The sequence below is a fragment of the Streptomyces sp. JH14 genome (assembly GCF_029428675.1).
In the GTDB taxonomy this organism is placed as follows: domain Bacteria; phylum Actinomycetota; class Actinomycetes; order Streptomycetales; family Streptomycetaceae; genus Streptomyces.
Map to the genome: position 1 here is coordinate 3,775,983 of NZ_JAJNEL010000001.1, position 20,974 is coordinate 3,796,956.

24 protein-coding genes and 2 pseudogenes are annotated in these 20,974 nt (G+C 66.9%); 19 read left to right on the top strand and 7 right to left on the bottom strand.

The genetic code is table 11. The features are described from left to right. Positions 1-15 precede the first annotated feature (15 nt). The gene (locus LRD69_RS17000; RefSeq protein WP_277327421.1) at positions 16-636 is read left to right on the top strand and encodes a VCBS repeat-containing protein; all 621 of its coding nucleotides are present in this window, start codon (positions 16-18) and stop codon (positions 634-636) included. A 270-nt stretch (positions 637-906) separates the two neighbouring features. On the opposite strand, the gene LRD69_RS17005 is transcribed toward LRD69_RS17000, so the two are convergent. Continuing rightward, complete coding sequence (locus LRD69_RS17005; RefSeq protein WP_277327422.1) at positions 907-1,221, bottom strand: YrhB domain-containing protein; 315 nt, start codon at positions 1,219-1,221, stop codon at positions 907-909. Between the two features lie 40 nt (positions 1,222-1,261). On the opposite strand from LRD69_RS17005, the gene LRD69_RS17010 reads away from it, so the two are divergent. The 6 genes and pseudogenes from LRD69_RS17010 to LRD69_RS17035 all read left to right on the top strand — a co-directional run bounded on the left by LRD69_RS17010 (position 1,262) and on the right by LRD69_RS17035 (position 5,723). Continuing rightward, positions 1,262-1,477: a hypothetical protein gene (locus LRD69_RS17010; protein ID WP_277327423.1), complete on the top strand. Its 216-nt coding sequence runs from the start codon at positions 1,262-1,264 to the stop codon at positions 1,475-1,477. 132 nt (positions 1,478-1,609) lie between these two features. Further along, on the top strand, positions 1,610-1,900 hold the full coding sequence (locus tag LRD69_RS17015) for a DUF1330 domain-containing protein (protein WP_277327424.1): 291 nt from the start codon (positions 1,610-1,612) through the stop codon (positions 1,898-1,900). Between the two features lie 118 nt (positions 1,901-2,018). Beyond that, positions 2,019-2,359: pseudogene (locus tag LRD69_RS17020) on the top strand (transposase); the annotation flags it as partial. Between the two features lie 142 nt (positions 2,360-2,501). Further along, a complete protein-coding gene (locus LRD69_RS17025) occupies positions 2,502-4,322 on the top strand; it encodes a VCBS repeat-containing protein (RefSeq protein ID WP_277327425.1) in 1,821 nt (606 codons plus the stop codon). A 380-nt stretch (positions 4,323-4,702) separates the two neighbouring features. Further along, positions 4,703-5,275 (top strand): annotated as a pseudogene (locus LRD69_RS17030) (tyrosine-type recombinase/integrase); the annotation flags it as partial. Between the two features lie 214 nt (positions 5,276-5,489). Further along, positions 5,490-5,723, top strand: coding sequence for a hypothetical protein (locus tag LRD69_RS17035; RefSeq protein ID WP_277327426.1), 234 nt, complete (start codon positions 5,490-5,492; stop codon positions 5,721-5,723). 3 nt (positions 5,724-5,726) lie between these two features. On the opposite strand, the gene LRD69_RS17040 is transcribed toward LRD69_RS17035, so the two are convergent. Further along, positions 5,727-6,389, bottom strand: a complete 663-nt coding sequence (locus LRD69_RS17040) for a response regulator transcription factor (protein ID WP_277327427.1) — start codon at positions 6,387-6,389, stop codon at positions 5,727-5,729. Next, positions 6,386-7,513 carry a histidine kinase gene (locus tag LRD69_RS17045; protein WP_277327428.1) on the bottom strand — a complete coding sequence of 376 codons (1,128 nt, stop codon included), beginning with the start codon at positions 7,511-7,513 and terminating at the stop codon, positions 6,386-6,388. The genes LRD69_RS17040 and LRD69_RS17045 overlap by 4 nt, the downstream gene beginning before the upstream one ends. A 227-nt stretch (positions 7,514-7,740) precedes the next feature. Here LRD69_RS17045 and LRD69_RS17050 point away from each other — a divergent pair, with 227 nt between their 5' ends. Next, on the top strand, positions 7,741-8,157 hold the full coding sequence (locus LRD69_RS17050; RefSeq protein ID WP_277327429.1) for a DUF6223 family protein: 417 nt from the start codon (positions 7,741-7,743) through the stop codon (positions 8,155-8,157). A 32-nt stretch (positions 8,158-8,189) separates the two neighbouring features. Further along, a complete protein-coding gene (locus LRD69_RS17055) occupies positions 8,190-10,367 on the top strand; it encodes an MMPL family transporter (protein WP_277327430.1) in 2,178 nt (725 codons plus the stop codon). Between the two features lie 633 nt (positions 10,368-11,000). Here the strand turns inward: LRD69_RS17055 and LRD69_RS17060 are convergent. Continuing rightward, positions 11,001-11,405: a DUF6221 family protein gene (locus LRD69_RS17060; protein ID WP_277327431.1), complete on the bottom strand. Its 405-nt coding sequence runs from the start codon at positions 11,403-11,405 to the stop codon at positions 11,001-11,003. Between the two features lie 370 nt (positions 11,406-11,775). On the opposite strand from LRD69_RS17060, the gene LRD69_RS17065 reads away from it, so the two are divergent. Next, complete coding sequence (locus LRD69_RS17065) at positions 11,776-12,759, top strand: DUF3710 domain-containing protein (RefSeq protein WP_277327432.1); 984 nt, start codon at positions 11,776-11,778, stop codon at positions 12,757-12,759. A gap of 760 nt (positions 12,760-13,519) precedes the next feature. Then, the gene (locus tag LRD69_RS17070; protein WP_277327433.1) at positions 13,520-13,939 is read left to right on the top strand and encodes a hypothetical protein; all 420 of its coding nucleotides are present in this window, start codon (positions 13,520-13,522) and stop codon (positions 13,937-13,939) included. A gap of 901 nt (positions 13,940-14,840) precedes the next feature. On the opposite strand, the gene LRD69_RS17075 is transcribed toward LRD69_RS17070, so the two are convergent. Beyond that, positions 14,841-15,050: an e9imm peptide gene (locus tag LRD69_RS17075; protein WP_277327434.1), complete on the bottom strand. Its 210-nt coding sequence runs from the start codon at positions 15,048-15,050 to the stop codon at positions 14,841-14,843. Between the two features lie 23 nt (positions 15,051-15,073). Then, complete coding sequence (locus LRD69_RS17080; RefSeq protein ID WP_277327435.1) at positions 15,074-15,541, bottom strand: NUDIX domain-containing protein; 468 nt, start codon at positions 15,539-15,541, stop codon at positions 15,074-15,076. 18 nt (positions 15,542-15,559) lie between these two features. Here LRD69_RS17080 and LRD69_RS17085 point away from each other — a divergent pair, with 18 nt between their 5' ends. The 7 genes from LRD69_RS17085 (at position 15,560) to LRD69_RS17115 (ending at position 19,584) form a co-directional block, all read left to right on the top strand. Beyond that, entirely contained in the window at positions 15,560-16,339 is a 780-nt protein-coding gene (locus LRD69_RS17085; protein ID WP_277327436.1) for a GntR family transcriptional regulator, read from the top strand. Positions 16,340-16,477: 138 nt separating this feature from the next. Continuing rightward, positions 16,478-16,810, top strand: coding sequence for a hypothetical protein (locus tag LRD69_RS17090; protein ID WP_277327437.1), 333 nt, complete (start codon positions 16,478-16,480; stop codon positions 16,808-16,810). 75 nt (positions 16,811-16,885) lie between these two features. Further along, positions 16,886-18,160, top strand: a complete 1,275-nt coding sequence (locus tag LRD69_RS17095) for an FtsK/SpoIIIE domain-containing protein (RefSeq protein WP_277329762.1) — start codon at positions 16,886-16,888, stop codon at positions 18,158-18,160. Positions 18,161-18,196: 36 nt separating this feature from the next. After that, entirely contained in the window at positions 18,197-18,877 is a 681-nt protein-coding gene (locus tag LRD69_RS17100; protein WP_277327438.1) for a DUF2637 domain-containing protein, read from the top strand. Positions 18,878-18,891: 14 nt separating this feature from the next. Continuing rightward, a complete protein-coding gene (locus LRD69_RS17105) occupies positions 18,892-19,080 on the top strand; it encodes a mobile element transfer protein (RefSeq protein WP_277327439.1) in 189 nt (62 codons plus the stop codon). A 19-nt stretch (positions 19,081-19,099) separates the two neighbouring features. After that, a complete protein-coding gene (locus LRD69_RS17110) occupies positions 19,100-19,255 on the top strand; it encodes a hypothetical protein (protein WP_277327440.1) in 156 nt (51 codons plus the stop codon). 23 nt (positions 19,256-19,278) lie between these two features. Continuing rightward, complete coding sequence (locus tag LRD69_RS17115; RefSeq protein ID WP_277327441.1) at positions 19,279-19,584, top strand: SpdD protein; 306 nt, start codon at positions 19,279-19,281, stop codon at positions 19,582-19,584. Positions 19,585-19,963: 379 nt separating this feature from the next. Here the strand turns inward: LRD69_RS17115 and LRD69_RS17120 are convergent, their stop codons facing one another. Further along, a complete protein-coding gene (locus LRD69_RS17120) occupies positions 19,964-20,491 on the bottom strand; it encodes an SMI1/KNR4 family protein (RefSeq protein WP_277327442.1) in 528 nt (175 codons plus the stop codon). 164 nt (positions 20,492-20,655) lie between these two features. Between LRD69_RS17120 and LRD69_RS17125 the strand changes: the two genes are divergently transcribed. After that, positions 20,656-20,910, top strand: a complete 255-nt coding sequence (locus LRD69_RS17125; protein ID WP_277329763.1) for a diguanylate cyclase — start codon at positions 20,656-20,658, stop codon at positions 20,908-20,910. Positions 20,911-20,974: the final 64 nt, after the last annotated feature.

A 20,974-nucleotide genomic window follows, 5' to 3' on the forward strand; every position in this document is an offset into this window, starting at 1 on the left:
GAAGGCAGTGGCCACATGGGTGCACTCAATGTTGCCGGTGGCTCCGCGGGTGACGTGGTGGCCCGTGACAGCGCGGGTGTGCTGTGGCTCTACCTGGGCACCGGCAAGGGTACCTTCGCCACCCGTACCCGGATCGGTGGCGGCTGGAACGCCTACACCCAGCTGACCGGGACGGGAGACTTCTCCGGCGACGGCAGGGCCGACCTCGTAGCACGCGACGGCGACGGCTTCCTGTGGCTCTACAAGGGCACCGGGAACTGGAAGGCGCCGTACGCCGCCCGCACCAAGGTCGGTGGCGGATGGAACGTCTACAACCAGATCACCGCGGTCGGCAATATCGCCGGTGGCTCCGCGGGTGACGTGGTGGCCCGTGACAGCGCGGGTGTGCTGTGGCTCTACCAGGGCACCGGCAAGGGCACCTTCGCCGCCCGTACTCGGATCGGCGCCGGCTGGAACACCTACACCCAGCTGATCGGCATGGGCGACAGCAATGTCGATGGCAAGCCGGACCTTTTCGCCATCGACCGGGTCGGCGACCCTTGGCGTTACCGCGGCACCGGTAATGCGAAGGCCCCCTTTGCAGCGCGCGAAATGGGCAATCTCTTCTTCGCGGAGCACTACAACACCATCGTCTGACTTCGACAGCGGAAGCTCAGAGCGGTCAGGTTGGTGAAGAGGCTTCGGGCTGGAGCTGCCATGGGGCGAGAAATCACGGCCCCTTACGCTGGTCCGCCAATCGGGCCGGCTCCTTACCTGTTTCGGTGTTGTGCGGGCCCAGTTCGGAAGACGCCGTACGCGGATGCGGGCTGAGCTGCGGGGATGTTGACCTGCGGGGAATCGCATTGTTACCCCTGCTCCCCGTGGTTCCCCTTCGCTCCTGCTCCGTCGGGCACGTAGCGGGCACGGTCAGGACTTTCCGCCGGTAGACGTCTCTTGATCGTAAACGTGCTGGTACTCAGCGACCGTGTCGCCGAACTGCCTGCCGCCAAGTTCCTCCAAGCGGCCGTCGCGTCTGTCAACAACGATGGGCCCGGTCCCGATCCACATGTCTCGTGAACTCCCCGTTTGCACGTATCTGGAGCTTTGATACCGGAACTCCCACCCGAAGCGGTGCTCCTTCACACGGATGACTACAGCGGTCACGCCCTCCTCCGGAGGGTACGGCTGCATCTGTGCGAGATGAGCGTTAACGATCTCTCGGGCCCGCTCGGATGTGATCACTGCGCGAGTCTACGAAGCATCTGAGGTCGGTGGAGTCTTGATGACCGGACTCCTCAGGCAGCCAGAGTATCGGTGCCCTCGACCAGGACTCCGCGTTCAAATCGAACTGGCCATCGGCGTGCTGCTCGGCCTCGGGGCCCTGTACGCGACCGTCCAGGCCGACCAGCTGACGAGCCTGGCCCCCGAAGAAGTCGCCGATCTGTACATCCCACTCCTGCAACCCCTGCTCGACGGCGAGGCTCCGGCGCGTCGCTGACCAGTACGTTCCCTGAACCACCCCGGTGATCTTCCGCCGGGTACGCTCGCTCGCAGCAGTGAATCCGGCGTCAGACGTGCACTTTCCGACGTGCATTCTCGGACGCGCACTTTCCGAACACTGGAGGTTCTCGTGGCCAAGGGCTACTGGGTCAGCGCCTACCGCACCATTTCCGACCCCGAGAAGCTGGCTGCCTACAACAAGCTGGCCGGTCCGGCCGTCGAGGCCGGAGGCGGACGGCTGCTCGCCCGCGGCGGGCGGGTCGTCGCCCACGACGACGGCGTCGCCGAGCGCGTCGTCGTGATCGAGTTCGACAGCTTCGAACAGGCCGTCGCAGCTCACGCGAGTGAGGCCTACCAGCAGGCGCTGCTCGCCCTGTCCGACGGCGTCGAGCGCGACTTCCGCATCATCGAAGGCGTTTAGCCAACGCTCCGCCCAGGGACCTGAAGCACCGCACCAAGCACGACGAGCCCCAGAGCCACGGTGGAAAGAACCATGGCGGCACCCTCGGTGGAGAAGGTCCCGTCCTGGCGCACGAACGGGTCGGCCCCGCACCCGGCCCGACGCGGTCGCTGCAGACAGGGCTTACTCGTCCCGCGGTAACCACTCCCACCTGCTGAAACGCAACATCAAGGCAGTCATCCCCGAGAAGAAGGACCAGGCCGCCAACCGGAAGAAGAAGAGCAGCCGAGGCGGTCGGCCCGCAAGCCACGACGCCGATCTTTACAAGGTGCGTTACACCGTCGAGCGCCTGATCAACAAGCTGAAGGCCTGGCGGGGCATCGCGACTCGATATGACACGACGCCCGAGAGCTACCTCACTGGCCTCCCCTCCGCGCCTCGATGATCTGGATCAACAACCTCCTGCAGGCAACTGGTTGATCACAACCACACGCAGGCCATAACCTGCACGGCACGACGATTGCAGCTTGGTATCAGCCCCGCACCCGAGGCCCGCGTGTCGACACCCGCGCCACCTGCATCCCTCCACCTGTCCGGCTATCCGCCCACCCCCGGAGTCATCGTGCGTCGATCTCTCATCGCACCACTCGCTCTCATCGCCAGCCTGGCGAGCCTCGCCGCCGCGAGCCCGGCGCTGGCCGACACATCCGGCGCCGCCGACCCCGTACGGCCCGTCATATCCGCACTCGGCGGCGACCCGGACGATGCCGGCTACCTTGAGTTCCACGCCGTCTCCGACTCCGCGATCGACCCCGCCTCCATCGCCGCACAGCTCACCCTGCGCGTCTCCGGCGACTGGCCGACGACCACCGTCACCGGCTTCAGCCTCGTCTCCGGTTCGGCGCAGGACGGTACCTGGCGCAGCTCCGAACGCCTGCAGCTCGGAGCTCACGGCGTCTACGACGCGACCGTCGACCTCGCCGACACCGAGGGCGACCACCCGGCCTACCTCGGCCAGGGCCAGCTCCGCTACGAGGACCTGCCGGTCTTCGCCGGCACCTCGCTGGACCGCACCACCGTGGACTTCGACCACCAGAAGGTCACAGCCACCGGGACGGTCTTCACGTTCGACCCGGCCACCGGCCTCACCACCCCCGGCTGGACCGAGAGCAAGGTCTACCTCGTGGGAACGCGCGGATCGGGCCCGTACGAGGTCGCGGCCGACGTCCAGGCCGACGGCAGCTTCACGGCCACCGGTCCCGTCTACAGCGGGGTGTACGTGTACGCGGTTCAGCAGGACGCGCAGACCGTCAACACGGTCCCGGTGACCGTCACCAAGGCGCCCAACCCGACCAGGATCGTCTTCGACAAGCCCAAGGCCACCGCCGTGTACGGCAGTTCTTACACGGTTGGCGGAACCGCCCAGTACCTGAGCAGCACGACGGGCGCCTGGACGCCGCTCCCCGCCGGCAACCCGGACACCGAAGTCCTCCTGGATGGCCCCAACGGCGTCCACGCCTACGAGCTCGGCGCCGGCGGCAGGTTCAGCGAGACCCTCGCCAAGGTCACTGGCGACACCAACTGGACGGCCAGCGTCGGGGGCTTCGGCTACCTCCAGCAGGGTAGCGCGCAGGCCGACCTCCACCGCCTCTACTCCAGTCCCGGCGCAGACCTGACTGGTGATGGCAAGGCGGATCTGGTGGCCCGGGACGGTTCGGGTGTGTTGTGGTTGTACAAGGGGACGGGCAGTGGCTCCGCTCCTTACGCTGCGCGGACCAAGGTCGGTGCCGGGTGGAACATGTACAACTCCTTGACGTCGACGGGGGATCTGACTGGTGATGGCAAGGCGGATCTGGTGGCCCGGGATGGTTCGGGTGTGTTGTGGTTGTACAAGGGGACGGGCAGTGGCTCCGCTCCTTACGCTGCGCGGACCAAGGTCGGTGCCGGGTGGAACATGTACAACTCCTTGACGTCGACGGGGGATCTGACTGGTGATGGCAAGGCGGATCTGGTGGCCCGGGATGGTTCGGGTGTGTTGTGGTTGTACAAGGGGACGGGCAGTGGCTCCGCTCCTTACGCTGCGCGGACCAAGGTCGGTGCCGGGTGGAACATGTACAACTCCTTGACGTCGACGGGGGATCTGACTGGTGATGGCAAGGCGGATCTGGTGGCCCGGGATGGTTCGGGTGTGTTGTGGTTGTACAAGGGGACGGGCAGTGCTTCCGCTCCTTACGCTGCGCGGACCAAGGTCGGTGCCGGGTGGAACATGTACAACTCCTTGACGTCGACGGGGGATCTGACTGGTGATGGCAAGGCGGATCTGGTGGCCCGGGACGGTTCGGGCGTCTTGTGGTTGTACAAGGGGACGGGCAGTGCCTCTGCTCCTTACGCTGCGCGGACCAAGGTCGGTGCCGGCTGGAACACGTACAACGCGTTGAGCTGAGCACGGGCTGGGCAACCCGTGTCAGGTGACCTCTATCGGGAGGGAGGGGCGGTACTCGCGTGCCGCCCCTTCGGCGTTCCCAGGCTGTCCTCAGCACTGTTCGGCGGGGTCGGCAGTGACGCCCCCCTGCGCGGTGACCGCTGCGCGGGCGCCGACCCGGCCGGGGTACCAGGTAGATCGGTTGGGGACCGCTGCTCTGAGCGCTGCCCACTTGCTGCCGTGGTTCGCCGTGGTTCCCCGCGCGACCGGGCACGGATGGGGCACGATCACCTGCGTGATCTACTTGGCCGCCATGCCGTCGAGTCTCGCTGCCGCCACCCAGACCAATGATGATCCGAAAGCTGGCGGGGCAGGCTTCGTGATCATCGGCATGCTGGTCCTTCCTCGGTGCCTACGGTCCGCTCCGGCCGGAGGAACAAGCCGAGCTGCGTCGGAAGGACGTCGACCTCGACAACCTGACCGTCCGGGTCCGGCAGGCTGCCCCGGAGCTGACCACGGGCAAGCGGGCAGAGGGGCCGACCAAGTCGGAGGCGGGCAAGCGGCTCGTGGTTCTGCCGGCCTTTCTGCGGGCCGACCTCCATCGGCATCTCGACTGGTACGCCGAGAAAGGTCCGAACGGCCTGCTGTTCGTGGGGGAGAAGGGCAAGCCGTTCCGCCGGTCCACCTTCGGGCGGAAGTGGCGTGCTGCGCGTACGAAGGCTGGTCTTCCTGACGGCTTTCGCTTCTACGACCTTCGTCACACCGGACACACGCTCACGACCCGTTCCGGGGCGACGCTGAAGGACACGATGGTGCGCGCTGGGCAGTCGACCGAACGCGCCGCGCTGATCTATCAGCACTCGGACCTGGAGCGGCAGCGCGAGGTGGCGGCCGGCCTCGACCAGCTCGTACGGGCTCGGCGCGAAGCAGTGGATGACCAGGCATCTGGCACGGATATGGCACGGGACGCCTGAACTGGTCCAGACAACAAAGAAGCCCCGGGCCGATGGCCTGGGGCTTTTGCATGGAGCGGGTGACGAGAATCGAACTCGCGCTCTGAGCTTGGGAATCACCCGGTACTTGACCTTGTGCGTAGCGCCTGACCTGCAAGAACGTGCGCTGAGGGCCTTCTCGCGAGTTCTTCGCCCGCCCCCTTGCTGACCGCTGTTTACCGCGCCTACTGGCACGTTGTGGCACGGAGAGGGGGCCGCACTGAACCCGGCCGAGGACATCACCCGGCTCTCCCCACTCAAGCACCGCAACCTCAACGTACTCGGCCGCTACGGCTTCGCTGCCTCCACCCAGGCCGATGGCGGCCTGCGACTGCTGCGCGACCCGGACGCGCCCCCAGCCTCGACGAGGATGACGGCACCGGAGGCTGATCATGTCTGTCACATCTGCAGCGGAGCGGGCGGCCCGTGAGTGTCAGGATGTGCGTGGGGTGACCAGGCCGGATTCGTAGGCGAGAACCACGAGTTGGGCTCGGTCGCGGGCGTGGAGCTTGGTCATCGCCCGGTTGACGTGGGTCTTCACGGTCATCGGGCTGATCACCATGTGGTCGGCGATCTCGTCGTTGGACAGGCCCCGCGCGACGAGGGCGACGGCCTCGCGTTCGCGGCCGGTCAGCTCTTCGAGTCCCGCCTCGGCACCGGTGTCGAGCGGCTGGGACACGTACCTGTCGATCAGCTTGCGGGTGATCGAGGGTGCGAGCAGGGCGTCGCCGCGTGCGGCCACGTGGATGGCGTGCAGGAAGTCGTCCGGGACGATGTCCTTGACGAGGAATCCCGCGGCGCCGGCGCGCAGCGCGTCGAAGACGTACTCGTCCATGCCGTAGTTGGTCAGGATGACGACATGTACCCCGGCCAGGGCCGGGTCCGCGGCGATGCGCCGGGTCGCCTCGATGCCGTCGACGACTGGCATCTGGATGTCGATGAGCGCGATGTCGGGCAGGTGTTCCCTGGCGAGCTCCAGGCCCTCCTCGCCGTCGGCGGCCTCCGCCACCACCTCGATGTCGTCCTCGAGGTCGAGGAGGGCGCGGAATCCGCTGCGGATGAGCGACTGGTCGTCGACCAGCAGGACTCGGATCACGACGTTCGCTCCACGGGGAGTTCGGCCCAGACGGTGAAGCCACCTTCGCCGCGCGGTTCGGTGCGCAGGAGGCCGCCGAGGGCGGTGACGCGTTCGCGCATGCCGATCAGCCCGACGCCAGGCACGGGGGCGGTGCCTGGTGTGGCCTTGCCGTCGTCGTCGATGCGGAGCGCGAGGGTGTCGGGCCGGTAGTCGATCCGGACCGATGCCGTAGTGGCGGCGGCGTGCCGGACGACGTTGGTCAACGACTCCTGAACGATCCGGTAGGCGGTCCGGCCCACCGCGGCCGGCACGTCGTGCCGCTGCCCCTCAATCGTCAGCGTCGCCTCCAGGCCGGTCCTGCCGGCCCGCTCCACAAGTTCCGGTACGTCGGCGAGCCCGCGTGGCGGGGCCGTGTCGTCGTCGCGCAGTGCCTCCAGGGTCGCGCGCAGCTCCCGGCTCGCCTCACGTCCGGCCTCCTGGATCGCCAACAGCGCCTCGGGCACCTTCTCGCCGCGTCTGCGGGCCACGTGGACGGCGACTTCGGACTGCACCTTGATGACGGAGATCTGGTGGGTGAGCGAGTCGTGCAGTTCCCGGGCGATGTGCAGCCGTTCCTCGTCGGCACGGCGCCGCGCGGTCTCCGCGCGGGTGCGCTCGGCCTCCTCCGCCCGCTGCTCCGCCTGCCGCAACGCCTCCCCTGCGGCAAAGGCGGCGACGAGCCAGGCGATCTCCAGGGTGCCGCGGGCCTGCACCGACACCTCGCTCATAGGCCCGTCGCGGAAGAGCAGGGCAGTGAGCTGCAGAGACAGCAGCAGGGTCGCGGACGCCGTCACCGCCAGGACGCGGTGCCCGGCCCGCACCGCGGCGTACACCGCGACCAGGTACGCGACGGTGAGCACGTCGAACCCGGCCGCCTGGTAGCCCACCGCGCACAGTCCGGTGACGGCCAGGACGACAACCGGAGCCCTGTGGCGCGCGGCCAGCGTCAGGCCGCCGACCGCCAGCAGCGCGTAGCCGAGCAGGTGGGGCCCCGTGCCAGGGGGCTCCCCGGACCACCCGTCGCCCAGCATCAGCGCCGCCACGCCTACAGCGATCGCCCAGTCCGCGACAGCGGCCGGTAGACCGAACCGTCGTTTGCTCATGTGCGCACCCTAGCCAGATGTCGCCACGGGCGAGTCCGGCTCGTGGATGACCGATCGCCTACCGCGTCCGCGGTACCCGCGCGGCTCCTGCCCCGTCCGCGGTAGCCGCGTACGCCACCGGCGGCAACACAAAGTGCGTCCGCACGCGGGACGACCGGCGGCAGGTCCGGCGGACAGGATCGGGGGACATCCAGGAGCAGGAGCCGTACGAGGAGAAGGAGCACCTCATGTCCGTCCGTCACGTGCTTGCCGCACCTGCGGCCGCGCACGCTTTTGTCCAGCCGCTCGCCGCCGACGCCTATGACCTGACCACAGGGCGGCTCGTGGGTACCGCGGCCGCACTGGTGGCGCTGGCCGGTGTGGTCATCGGCGGGCTGGCCCTGGCCCGTGCCGGCCGAATCGGCAATGGCAACGGCCACGGGAAGAGGGGGCCCCTCGCGGCCCTGGTGGCGGGGCCGATCGGCATGGCCGTCGGTGCGGTGAATCTGGCCGTTGCCGACGGCGGTCCCGGCACCGGCAACGGAGTGCTCGGTGGCGCCCTGGCCCTGGTGCTGGGGCTGATCGCCACGGTCCTTGGCCGGCTGTCCCTGGTCCGCACCGGCCGACCGGCTGACCGCTCCGTCCACCTGCGCGCGTCCGCGTGAGAGGCACAGGGCAGGGACTCGAGGAGACGATGATGGCAACCGGAACCACCCCCACGGGCGGGACTCTGGCGGGACTGGGCCGCTTCTGTTTCCGGCGCCGCCGCCTGGTCCTCCTGATCTGGATCATCGGTGTGATCGCCGTGGCGTTCGCCGGCTTCGGCTACGGCGCCGCTCCCGACAACGACTTCTCCGGAGGAGACTCGCAGTCGGCCAAGGCGCAGCAGCTGATGGAGAAGCACTTCCCCAAGGAGCAAGGGGACAGGCTGACTCTCGCGATCAAGGCCGAAAAGGGGATCGACGATTCCGCCGCCAAGCAGAAGATCGAGAAGGCCATCGCCGATCTCGCCGACTCGCCCGTGACAGGACCGGTGACTTCGCCGTATCAGGACAAGAGCCTGGTGACGAAGGACCGACGCGTCGCCCGTACGACCATCCCGCTGAGCGACAAGGTGGTGGAGAAGAGCGAGGTGAAGCCGTTGGTGGACATGGTCAAGGGCGCCTCCGGCGACAGCGTCACGCTCGCGCTGGGCGGGTACATGGCGGAAAAGGCCGAGACGCCCCCGCAGGGCCCGGCCGAGAGCGTGGGCCTTCTGGCAGCAGCCGTGATCCTGTTCATCGCGTTCGGATCACTGGTGGCGATGGGCCTGCCGATCGCGACCGCCCTCCTGGCCATCGTGGGCGGTCTCGCCCTGATGAAGCTGGTGGGGCACCTGGTCCCCGCGCCGAACTTCGCTCTGACCTTCGGCGCGATGATCGGGCTCGGCGTCGGCATCGACTACGCGCTGTTCATCGTGACCCGCTACAAGGACGGCCTCGGGGACGGTGACGACCCCGAGAGCGCCACGGTCAAGGCCATCGCCACCGCGGGTCACGCGGTGCTCTTCGCCGGCACGACCGTGGTGATCGCGCTGATGGGCCTGCTCGTCATGGGGCAGCGGCTGATGACCGGGCTGGCCGTCGCCACGTCGCTCACGGTGCTGGTCACGATGATCGCCGCCCTGACGCTGCTGCCCGCGTTCCTGGGCTTCACCGGACACAAGATCAACTCGCTGCGGCTGCCTCGCCGCGCGTCCCACCGGAACCAGCCGGCTGGTGCAGTGTCCCGGAAGCGCCGTACCCTCGCCGAGCGTTGGGCCGGCGTGGTGCAGCGCAGGCCGCTCGTCGCCGCTCTCGCCGCCGGCGGGATCCTGCTGATGCTGGCCGCCCCCGTGCTGTCGATGCGGCTGAGCCAGCCCGACGCCAGCGTCCAGCCCCGCGACCGGAGCAGCTACATCTCGTACGAGATCCTCTCCGAGGGCTTCGGCCCGGGATATGGCGCACCCCTGGTCTTCGCCGCCGAGATCGACTCTGAGGACGCCGATCTCGCTCCCGTCGTCGAAGCCGTCGGCAGGACCGAGGGCATCGCCCATGCCACGCCGCCCCGGGTCAGCGAGGACGGGAAGGCTGTCACCTTCCTCGCCTTCCCCACGACCGGGTACCAGGACGAGGCGACCACGGACCTGGTGCACAAGCTCCGCGACGACGTGCTGCCCAGGACACCCGGCGGCGAACAGGTCCTCGTCGGCGGCCCGAACGCCAGCACGATCGACACCGCCGACGAGGTCGGCTCGCGCCTGCCCCTGATGATCGTGGTCGTCGTCGCGATGGGCATGGTGCTGCTGATCGCGCTGGTCCGGTCGGTCACTATCGCCCTGCAGGCAGCCGTGATGAACCTGCTGTCCATCGGCGCCTCCTACGGTGTGCTCGTGGCGGTCGTGCAGTGGGGTTGGCTCGGCACGGCCCTCGGGTTCCCCGCCGCCATGCCGGTCACGACGTGGACACCGATGATGATGTTCCCGATCCTGTTCGGCCTGTCGATGGACTACCAGGTCTTCCTGATCTCGCGGGTCCGTGAGGAATACGAGCGGACCGGCGACACCCGCGCGGCCGTCGCGACAGGGCTGGCGCGGACCGCCAAGGTGATCACGGCCGCGGCCGCCATCATGATCGCCGTCTTCACCACCTCGCTGCTCGGCCCCGATGTCGCCGTCAAGCAGGGAGGCCTGGGCATGGCCGTCGCCGTGCTCATCGACGCCACCATCGTCCGGATGGTCTTCGTCCCCGCGGTGATGGAGCTGTGCGGCAAGGCCAACTGGTGGATGCCCGGACGCCGGGCCCCGAAGGCGACCTCGACCGCACCGGCCGGGGCCAGGGAAAAGGCCAAAGTCTGACCCCTCCTCAAGTCGCGGTGCGGGGAGCTCCCGGAGGGCTTCCCGGGCGAGGCCCCGGAGAGCGGACAACGACGAAGCCTCAGGTCGCTGACCTGGGGCTTCGCACAAGAGCGGACTACGGGAATCGAACCCGCGCTATAAGCTTGGGAATCGTCGGCGCCCAGTCATGCTATCTCGCCTCTGACCTGCGGGAACATGCCCAGGTGGCGCTCATTCCGCAGGCTCGTGGACACCCCTGTCGACCGCTGTTGTCCGTCCTGAAGGGCACGGCTGGGGCACGCGCCGGACGGGTTTGGAAGTGGCGCGAGTCACAAGGCGTCGCGCTCGCACGTTGAGACAGGGTTCCTCCTGCACCACCTAGGTGGTGCAGGAGGAACCCTGTCACCAGGGCGTTCCGGCGAGTTGGGGCACGTGGAGGGCACGGAAGGTCGTGAGAGGTCCAGACAACGAGAAAGGCCCCGGTCGTTGACCTGGGCCTTCTTCAAAGAGCGGGTGACGAGAATCGAACTCGCGCTCTGAGCTTGGGAATCACCGGCCACTTCTCGCTGAGCCAACTGCTGACCTGCGGAGACAGGAGACGCAGGCACGCTGTGGGGCTGTGCTTGTGACCGTGGTTGACCGGTGACCTCCGTCCTATCTGGTGCGGATCTGGTGCGGCAGCCACTGCTCGCGGAATTCCGGGTGGTCTGAGTAGGGCGCCGCCAGGTCGAGGAGGTCGGGGCAGGGCCAGATCTCACCGTCCCATTGGCAGTCGTCCCTGTTGTCCCAGGGGAGCTCGGGATCGCCGACAGCAGGGCTGAGCACATGCCGACCCAGGACGCGGCGCTTGGCTGCGACCTCTCGGAGGACGCGGGCAGGATCGTGCAACGCCACGTGCTCTGCGATCGTCGGATGGAAACCGGAGCGGTCCACCTGGCAGAAGTCCACGGTACGACCGTGGGCCGGCCGCTGTCCGCAGCCGTCACCGTCGCATCGGGCGGCCAGCTCGGCGTCCTCGTCGAATCGTCTCCGCAGGAACTCCGTCAAGTGGTCGCTCATGAGCGCATCATCGGTCATTAATCCGACGCTCGACACCCGCTTTAGGGGCGAGGTGAGGTGAGTTGGGGTCTGACCTGCGGCATGCGGACTTCGACGGATCCAGGCTGTGTGCGCTGTGGGCACCCGTAGTACCCCGTGGCTCCCCGCCTGATCTGGCGCGGTTGTGGCACGGCCCGCCCCCTCGCGATGCGAACTACGGCCGCGGAGATTGCTGACGTCTGTCGGCCTGGCCGCATGGGCTGTGCGGATCAGCCAAGGTTGTTGGTGGTCGGTGTGGTTGCTGTACTTCTCTGCTGTACTGCTGGCCCTGGGGCAGCCCGATACGGGGGATAGAAGGGTGAGCGTAGGCAGTTACGGAGTGCTGGCAGTCGTGACGGAGCGAGAGGGCGGCAACGTGTCAAAAGATGGTGGCGGCGCTAAGGCTCGAGCGGGTGAAATACTTAAGAAATTCACTGAAGATGGAAGTGTGACCCCGGATCTTGTGGCTGAAGCTGAAAGCGAGGGCTGGGACGGTTTAGTGCCGACACGGATCATCTTGGCGGCAATCCAGATTGTTCTCCGGTCTCGCCGCGAGGGCGGACTTTCATCAATCGAACAGGTATCGCCGCGATCCGTTCCGATTCTCTCCCGGCAAGATTCACTGACGATGACCGAAGCGTTTCTGGGGGATGTTTCAGCGGTAAGTGAAGCGCAGTCGGAAGAGCTGCTTTCGTTGCTCAATTTGGTAGGATTCTTGGCCGCTCTACTTAAGGAGGAATCCACTTCTATTGAAGGCGTGAAATACCTGCTTTGTGCGGCGGAGGAACTTTGCCGCGAATCCTTGCACCGCGATGTTTTGCGCCGAGGGATTGAATCCGGACCGTGGGACATTAGTGAAGTCGACGTTTCAAACCTTAGTTTGATCGATATGGGAGGCATTGGAGTGCCGACGTCGCCTGGTGTGGAGGTGCGGCCAGTAGGAGCTGGAGGCGGCACGGTGGCCGTCACGCTGGTGAAAGACGGGACGGCCCTACAGCTGCAAGCTTTTCTTGCAGCCTCAGACGTGTTTTGGAATGTCGCTCGGGTAGAGATGATGAACAGGATGCGCGCCCAGGGGGGTACGGTAAAAGAATGGGCTGGCAGGGCAGGCCTGGAAATTAGAGCATCTGTCCCGGTGGTTATGGAATCTGGTCAATCGACTGTCAAGAATGTGAGAGTTCTTGGGTGCGACGGTCCAGGCTGGATGCTCAGGGGAATCGTCAGTGGTATTGGGGCAGACCCTGAAAGTGCAGATGCATGGGCTTACGACACCTTCGCAGGAACGGTAGTTATTGGCACACACCCGCTCGGGAACGTCATGAAACCCACGCGATGACTCAGCCTGCCGGTGCTGAGACCCGACTGCCGTCAGGTGGCGCCGTCAAAAGCCTCGGACCATGATCGGACCGGGGCCTTCTGACTGGTGCCCCGTGGGGGCCGACACCCGCTTTAGGAGTTCGATCCACCCGCTGCCTGTCGGGCTCCACCCGTGCATACTCGGGCCGTTCGCGATTGCTGAACGCTGCTGCTGTCCGTAGTCGTTGATGTCAACGCTGGATGTCAGCGGAACAGCTCCGGCATTGGGCAGACCTCCAACGGTTCATCCGGTCGGTCGGCCCATTTCCACCACACATGGCGGCTGTTGCACTTCCACAGCGCACGGCACGTCCGCTTACCGTCGTCCTCCCGCACTGCCCTGTTGCACGAGCTGAAGGTAGGCCCGCCGTTCCTCGGTGAGTGCACGCGCCCCCTGGTTCACCGAACGGTCACGGATCTCGAAGTCCATCGCACCCCTTGAGCTGGGGTGTTGCAACGACCACTAGAACTCAAGTCACCCGGCGGACCGTTTGGGATTGTCGGGGGAATTGCCGCGTTTTCCGGGGGCGCGTTGCCACCCCCCGTCTGTCCGGACGATGTCTGTTTTGGCTCCGCAAAGCGTCACAACGGGGGAAATGAGACGGCCTCGCCAAAACATACCGAAAACCTGAGCGGAGAACTTCTACCGCCTACTCGGATGCCGTATGGTCACCTTCGCTCGCCGGGCTGGCCGCGCGAGCGTGAAGAGGGGGAAAGGTATGCGTTACAGGATCGCAACCTTGGCCGCAACCACCGTTATCGCTGCCGGCGGGATGCTGGCTACCGCGACGTCGGCGTCAGCGACTCTCGACCCGCCCGGGGGCAGCTGGGACCACACGTGGACCACCGCGGACGCCGGCCATGGCGGCACGATCAACGTTGAGGAGTACGGCGACATTCTCAACCTCTGCGACACGGACGCCGACGGGAAGAGCCCCGTGGCCGAAATCCAGATCTTCAGCCCCTCCGGCTACTATGACAGCGACATCTTTCTCGTGGCCACGGGCGGGTACAGTTCGTGCGACGTTTCCGCTGCTTCGCAGGGGGGCGTGCACAACATCCCTGAGGGCTACACCGTCAAGATCACGATGTACCTTCAGCCGTACAATTACCAGACTGACACAAGCAAGGTCGTACACTCCTACCTGAACGACCACTAGTCTCGATCATTCATGACGGCCCGCCGGTTTGGGCGAATTCGAGGGGTCGTTGCGACACGTGGCTGGTTGGTCAGGCCGCGAGTAGTTTAGACAGGCGCTCGGCTGGGGTTTCCCAGTCGAGCGTTTTGCGTGGGCGGCCAATGCCGCGAAGTTAGGCGTTATCAGTGCTGGTCAAGTGCGCCGATGCGTTCGGTGGTCCCGGATTGGTGCGATGTCTGTAGGCGCCTTTGCGGGGCCTGTCGATCAGTCCCTTTCGGGCCCAGGCGGCCATCTGCACGTTGAGGCTGTGCACGTTGGTAATGCCGAGTGCGGGCGCGATCTCGTCGGGTCGCCAGGCGTGTTCGGGTGCGGACTGCAGGATGGCGAGAATGTCTCCTGCCGTTATGTCGGGTATGGAACATTTCGGAAGTGACCAGGATCATAGATATTCGTTGAGCGGCCCTGTCGGAATTCCCTCAACCCACCACTCACCCCAGCTCCCATCCCGTCCGCCTTCGACCCACACACCGTGGAGCGGGCGTGGTTCAGGGCGTCAAGGTGGAGCGCGCCACTGTACGAACGACCTTGACGCCCTGGGCCGCGACTGCTCGGCTCTGCCTGGGTCGAAGGTGGTCGAGATGGGAGCCCACAACGCTCGCCACGAACCGGCCGGCACTCGCGAACGGCGCCCCGTCCATCCCGGAGTCTGAGCGCCCCCGCCGGAGGCATGTCCTTGAGCCGCGGGCTTGGTTCTCGTCTTATGCCCCCGGGCCTATCCACTGTGGGCGCGCGTCGGCGCAGCGCGCGCAGAGCGGGCCGAAGGCAGGAGCGTTGCGCGGAGCGGAGCCGGAAAGCGCGCCCGGCGGAGCGGAGCGCAGCCGGGTGCCTTGATGAAGTAGAGAAACTCTTACCGCGCTGCGGGTCAGAGGGCGATCGGCCTGTATGCCAATGCTCGATCGACGATCTTCTCGGCGCTCAACTCGGGGTCAAAGTCCCAGTAGATGTAGTCGCTGACGTGGGGGCATGCGAGTCCGCGGTGCAAGGCGTCCAGGATCTCGTCGCCTTCAGCTTCGTTGGCAATATCGCAGTCCAGGAGGCGCTGGACGAGAGGCAGAGCTTCGGCACGGCTCATCCTCTGGTGAGGGTCTGGCGTCGTCACGGCGTCTTGTTCAGCTGGTAGCCATCATGACTCCGGACATGGGGGCCGGCCCCGTCGAGAGCGTCCAGCAGTCGGATCGCGTAGACCTCGGACATCCGCTCGGTGATCTCTTCAGGCGTGAGCCAGTCAACTGCCGTCGATTCGGCGGAGGTTCGCTCGGTCCCTCCGGAGGGCTTGCACCGGAAGACCATGGCGACGATGCCCCTGGCCGTGTTCTTGTAGACGCCCGTGAGTTGGTCGACCTCGACGTGGATGCCGGTCTCTTCCCAGACTTCGCGGCTGACGCCCTGCTCCGGCGACTCTTCCAACTCCAGTACTCCGCCCGGCAGCTCCCATGTCCCGTTGTCCGCGCGGCGGATCGCCAGGAGTCGGCCGTCCTCGCGCACCACTGCCCCCGCCACGGACACACTGTGCTTCGGCGTTGACGGGGCTTCCTGGGCGCTGTTACTCATGTACAGGAGCATAGGAGAGTGGGTAGGTCTATGGGAACAGCGGTAGGAGGTGGCAGGGCCGTACCTCGGTACGTTCAGATCGCCGACGAGATCGTTCAGCAGATCCGGGCGGGCGTCCTCAAGCCTGGCGACATGGTGCCGAGCGAGTCGGAGCTGGTCGACCGCTACGGGGTGTCGGGCGGCACGATCCGCAAGGCCATGGTGGAGGTTCGCGCGAGCGGCCTGGTGGAGACCCGGCACGGCAAGGGCTCGTTGGTGAAGGCCCGGCCCCCGGTGCGTCATCGGTCTTCGGACCGGTTCCGGCGCTCGCATCGCCAGGGCGGCAAGGCCGCGTACCTCGCTGAGTCCGAGCAGGCCGGGGCCACCGCCAAGGTCAGTGTGCTGTTCATCGGTCCCGCCGATGCGCCCGAGGAGATCGCCGAACGGCTCGGCGTCGAGCCCGGAGCCAAAGTGCTGGCCCGCCGGCGCCTCTACTTCCGCAACGGCACTCCGGTGGAGACCGCTACGTCCTACCTCCCGTGGGACGTGGTGAAGGACATCCCGGAGCTGTTCTCCGAGAACCCCGGTCCCGGTGGGATCTACGCACGGCTCGAAGACGACGGCCATGTCTTCGCGGAGTTCGTCGAGACCCTTCAGGCGCGGCCGGCCTCCAAGGCGGAGTCCTCGGAACTGGCGCTGAGCCCTGGCGCACCGGTCATTCATCTCGTACGTGATGCCGTCACGGAGGAGGGTCGCGTGGTCGAGGTGTGCGACACCCTCATGGCTGCTGACCAGTTCGTTTTCAGCTACCGCATCCCTGCCGTCGACTGACGCGCACTCAACTCCCTTCAACCCGTTGCGATTTCTTTCTCGCGGCGGGTTGACTCATGTATAGGAGTCCTGCACTCTTCTTCATGTCACTCATGTACATGAGTGACGGAGTCGAACACTTCTAGAGGAGTGATCTCTGTGCGCATGATCCCTGTTGACCTGTCCGGTCTGACCGTGATGGTGGCCCAGCCGCCTCAGCCGAAGATGAAGGACAGGAAGAACGGCCTGATCGCTGTCGACGCCGAGACAGGCAAGTCGCTGATGAGCGTCGATGTGCTGTTCGTCGGGAACGGAAACGCCGAGGTCGTCACGGTAGTGGTGATCGAGGACGACATCTCGGGCGACCTGGCCACCGGTACCCCGGTCGCGGTGACCGGCCTGATCGCACGGCCGTGGGAGAACGAGTTCAACGGTCAGAAGAAGCACGGGATCACCTTCCGCGCTGCCGCGGTCACCTCGCTGGCGGGCTGAGCGTTGACCGGCGGACAGATCACCGCGTTAGTCGGCCTGGCGCTTGTCGCTGTAGGGCTGCTGGTCCTGCGTCGCATGCGGCCTGCCTGGTACTGGGTCGTCTTCGCCGCACCGGCCAAGCTGGTCCGTATCGCGATCACCTACCGGTCCGTGATGGAAGCCTGCGGGCTGGACGAACCCCCCACCCGCCTGCGGCGCGCGATAGCTGCGGCAACGCGGCGCACGCCGTCCCGCATGCTGCCCCGCGTAACGCGCGTCCGGATCAACGCGAATGGGCTGGTACTCCGGGTGCGGATGCGACCGGGCCAGGAAGTGAGGGACTTCGCGACAGCGGGCGAGCGGCTACGCCACGCCTGGCGGGCCTACGCGGTGCACGTGTCCCCTCTCAGGCCGGGGACGCTACAGCTTCGGATCATCGGTTACGACGTGCTGCGTCGGGTTGTGATGCCTCGAACCGCATCACGGCAGCTGCTGCAAGTCCCCGTCGCGTTGCGAGCAGACGGGCTTCCGCACCTGCGGGACTTTCGGGCCATCGCTCACGAACTCGTCATGGGCGCAACGGAGTCGGGTAAGTCCGTGTACCTGCGTGGGCTGATATCCGGGCTTGCCTCTCAGCCGGTCGCCCTCGTAGGCATCGACTGCAAGTGGGGCGTGGAACTCGCCCCCTTCTCCCGACGGTTGTCCGCTCTGGCCTGCACACCCGAAGAGGCCGCAGAGCTGCTCGACGCCTTGGTGACCGAGATGACCGAACGGTACGAGCTGATTCGGACCATTCAGCAATTCGCCCCCGCCGCCGGACCCGAGGCAATCAGTTCCGACATCTGGGGGTTGGCTGACGATCTGCGCCCGGTGCCCATCGTCGTGTTCGTCGACGAGGTGGCCGAACTCTTCCTGGCTACCACCGCCTCGGACGAAAAGCGGCGGGACCGCATGGTCACCCAGCTCGTCCGCATCGCCCAGCTCGGCCGGGCCGCCGGCATCTATCTCGAAATCTGCGGCCAGCGCTTCGGCGCCGAACTCGGCAAGGGCGCAACCGCACTCCGAGCCCAGCTCACGGGCCGCATCTCGCACCGCGTGAATGACGAGACCACGGCCAAGATGGCGCTCGGGGACATCAGCCCGCTCGCCGTGATGGCGGCAACCGCAATCGGACCCGACCAGCGCGGTACCGCGATCGCCGGGGACTCCTCCGGTGGCTGGTCGGTGGTTCGCAGTCCGCTCGTCTCCCTCGATCAGGCCGTGGCGGTCTGCACCGAGCACTCCCAGCTCACCCCGGAACTTCCCGGCCTGGCCGCCTTCCGGCCTCTGACGGCACCGGCACCCTTCGCCCTGGCTGCCGACAAGGACTGACCACCGGCCGCTCGTCTCCAAGAAAGGAGGACTCCTATGCGCTCGTCACTCCGCCTGGACGCCGTACTCGTACAAGCCGTGATCGCCGGAGCGCTGTCCTTGTCCCACCTTCACGACCTGGCCCAGGCCGCCGGACAGAACGGCTGGAAGGCATGGGCCTACCCGATCTCCGTCGACCTGCTGCTCGTCGCCGCGTGGCACCGGCTCCGCATCCTGCGGAACACCGGCTCGTCCCGCGGGGCTGCATGGATCTGGTTCGCGGTCGCACTCGCCGCCTCCCTCGGGGCGAACATCGCCACCGCCGGAATGCTGGACCTCGCCGACGTCCCGGACTGGCTGCGCATCCTCGTCGCCGGATGGCCGGCACTCGCCTTCCTCGGCGGAACGCTCCTCGCTCACTCCCCGGCGCCGGTGCAGGACCGACCCGCCGTGGTCGTCGACGAGCCAACGGCAGAAGAGGCCGGACAGACCGTTGATGCGGACCCGGTACGTGAAGAGCTCCCCGCCGCAGAGCCCGTACGCACAGACGTGACCGGAGCATCTGCTCCTGCTCTGCCTGCGGCTCCACACGTACCGCCCGCTCTGATCGCTCACGCCCGCAAGCTGGCCGACACCCATCGCGCCGCGACCGGCCGGGCCCTCGATACCGACACCCTGCGCGCCCGCCTCGGCGTCCCTGCCCCGATGGCCGACGCCATCGCCGCCCAGCTCACCTGAAGGAGGTGAACACCATGGCCTGCAACCGCTTCTGGGACGTCGACCGCATCGGCCCCGTCCAGATCGGCACCCACCGCGACCGCCGCGGCCGCGACGCCCACGCCGCCGTCTGCACCGCCCCCGGATGCGACTGGTCCGCCGACTACCTCAACCGCGCATCGGCCGAGCTCGCCGCCCGGACCCACCGCTGCAACGCCCGCTGATCGCAGAGGAGATCACGTCATGAACGTCCCGCTCTGGCTCGCTCTGATCATCGTCGGCGCACTCGGCATCAAGCTCGCCCGGCCGCCCATGTGGCTGGTCGCCGTCCTGCTCCTCGGCGGTTACCTCCTGGCGGACAGCTTCCTCGCCCCGGCCATCGACAGCGTCGCCAAGTGACCGTCCCTGAAAGGAGAACAACCGTGTTCCAGCCCAAGTACCCGCATTCCGACACCCACACCTACGCCAGCTCCGGCCACACCCCGACGGCGCTCCAGGTCCCCACCGACCGCGCCAATCCGCCGGCTTCCTCGCTTGCGACCTCCCGGCCCGGCCTCGTCGAGAAGGCCCGCACCAATCCTGTCGCCATCGTCACCGGCGTCGTCGTGGTCGGCGCGGTTCTGACCTCTATGCTCCTTGCCATCGCCATCACGGGACTCGCGCTGTCCATCAGCGGCGTCGTCCTCCTGATCCTCGTGCGCATGCTTCGCCAGGAATTCCACCGCTGACCGGCCTCCGGGTGGTGCCACAAGCCGCCAAGCATCGCCACCGCCCGGACGGCCCACGCAACCCTTTCCAGCCGCAACGAAGGAGAACCGTGGACACCCAAGTGCTCGCCCTCGCCTTACCGCTCATCGGCTGGGCCTCGCACACCGCCCTGCTCACCCACCGGCTCGCGACCGCCCGCCGGGACCCGCTCACCGGCCTTCGTACCCGCGCCGCGCCGGATGGACCGCTCTCGCCGAGCGCGTCATCCGCCGCCACCGCGACGCCGTCGTCCTCCTGCTCGACCTGGACCATGTTGACCGGACCAAGGACGCGCAACCGCCTTGTGCTCAGGCCGGCAAGCTCGTGATCACTTCCTTGGCTCGGACGACGCCGCGATCATCAAGCCGATACGGGATCGCCAACAGAGCCGTCACCATACGAGCTGCCTGCAGTGAGGCCCTCGACGAACGAGCGGAAGTCACTTGCCAGGACGAGCTCCGAGTTGAGGTCATTCTCGAACCATGTGACCGAGGGCTCGCCGTCCTGCCCGCAAGTGCGGTAGTCGAGCCCGATCCAGCAGTGCCCATCGCCGGAAATCAGCACAAGTGGTGCTGGCATGCCCCACTCCTCGACCAAGTACGGAGTGTCGAGCAACGAGGTCATCCCGTCGCGTCGCCCGATGCCCATCAGGTGGTCGAAGGGAACGTGGTCTTCGCTCCACGAGGTCGGCTGACTGGTGGGGAACGCATCGTGATCGGCAGCCACGATGCCGCCGTTCTGAACCCGCAGAAGGTCGAGCAGGGCCGAAGGCAGCGTCACACCAAGCACACGCTCGGCCTCTCCCACCATCTCGTCCGTCAGAGGCTGCTGGACACCGTAATCACCGTCATCCCAGAACGTCGCCCTGACTTCATCGAATCGCGCCATGGCACGCAGCCTACGGCGCAGTCGCACTGGGCTCAGCTGCAAGATCATTTCTTAGTCCGGAGAAACGACTTCAAGAACCTCAACGACACTCACAGCCACGCCACCGGGGACATCGCCCTGACCGCCACCGCCAACGCCTCGGTAGCTGGTGCGGCCGTCACGGCATCGCCGGACGCCTCGGCGGAGACGAGTTCGTCGCCATCGCCCGCCGTACTCCGGTCCTGACACCGCTCCACCGGGCTCTGCGTCAGCCCGTCACTCACGCCGGGCACCGGCTCCCGCTCTCCGTATCGGTCGGCTCCTGTCGCGTGGCCGAGCTGCCGGTCCGCAACCTCTCCGACGCTCTCGCCGCCGACTCCGCGATGTACGCGGCCAAGGAATGCGCCGGCCGACGCGGTACCTGCGCCCTCTCCCGCTGACTCAGCTCTGACCGGCCTCCGGGCGGCGCACAAGCCGCCAAGCATCGCCGCCGCCCGGACGGTC

Excerpts from the sequence above, each read along its gene's own strand:
- LRD69_RS17000 (WP_277327421.1), top strand. The coding sequence starts at position 16 with ATGGGTGCACTCAATGTTGCCGGTGGCTCCGCGGGTGACGTGGTGGCC.
- LRD69_RS17010 (WP_277327423.1), top strand. The coding sequence starts at position 1,262 with ATGACCGGACTCCTCAGGCAGCCAGAGTATCGGTGCCCTCGACCAGGA.
- LRD69_RS17045 (WP_277327428.1), bottom strand. The coding sequence starts at position 7,513 with ATGAGCAAACGACGGTTCGGTCTACCGGCCGCTGTCGCGGACTGGGCG.
- LRD69_RS17050 (WP_277327429.1), top strand. The coding sequence starts at position 7,741 with ATGTCCGTCCGTCACGTGCTTGCCGCACCTGCGGCCGCGCACGCTTTT.
- LRD69_RS17055 (WP_277327430.1), top strand. The coding sequence starts at position 8,190 with ATGGCAACCGGAACCACCCCCACGGGCGGGACTCTGGCGGGACTGGGC.
- LRD69_RS17060 (WP_277327431.1), bottom strand. The coding sequence starts at position 11,405 with ATGAGCGACCACTTGACGGAGTTCCTGCGGAGACGATTCGACGAGGAC.
- LRD69_RS17075 (WP_277327434.1), bottom strand. The coding sequence starts at position 15,050 with ATGAGCCGTGCCGAAGCTCTGCCTCTCGTCCAGCGCCTCCTGGACTGC.
- LRD69_RS17080 (WP_277327435.1), bottom strand. The coding sequence starts at position 15,541 with ATGCTCCTGTACATGAGTAACAGCGCCCAGGAAGCCCCGTCAACGCCG.
- LRD69_RS17085 (WP_277327436.1), top strand. The coding sequence starts at position 15,560 with ATGGGAACAGCGGTAGGAGGTGGCAGGGCCGTACCTCGGTACGTTCAG.
- LRD69_RS17095 (WP_277329762.1), top strand. The coding sequence starts at position 16,886 with ATGCGGCCTGCCTGGTACTGGGTCGTCTTCGCCGCACCGGCCAAGCTG.
- LRD69_RS17100 (WP_277327438.1), top strand. The coding sequence starts at position 18,197 with ATGCGCTCGTCACTCCGCCTGGACGCCGTACTCGTACAAGCCGTGATC.
- LRD69_RS17105 (WP_277327439.1), top strand. The coding sequence starts at position 18,892 with ATGGCCTGCAACCGCTTCTGGGACGTCGACCGCATCGGCCCCGTCCAG.
- LRD69_RS17110 (WP_277327440.1), top strand. The coding sequence starts at position 19,100 with ATGAACGTCCCGCTCTGGCTCGCTCTGATCATCGTCGGCGCACTCGGC.
- LRD69_RS17120 (WP_277327442.1), bottom strand. The coding sequence starts at position 20,491 with ATGGCGCGATTCGATGAAGTCAGGGCGACGTTCTGGGATGACGGTGAT.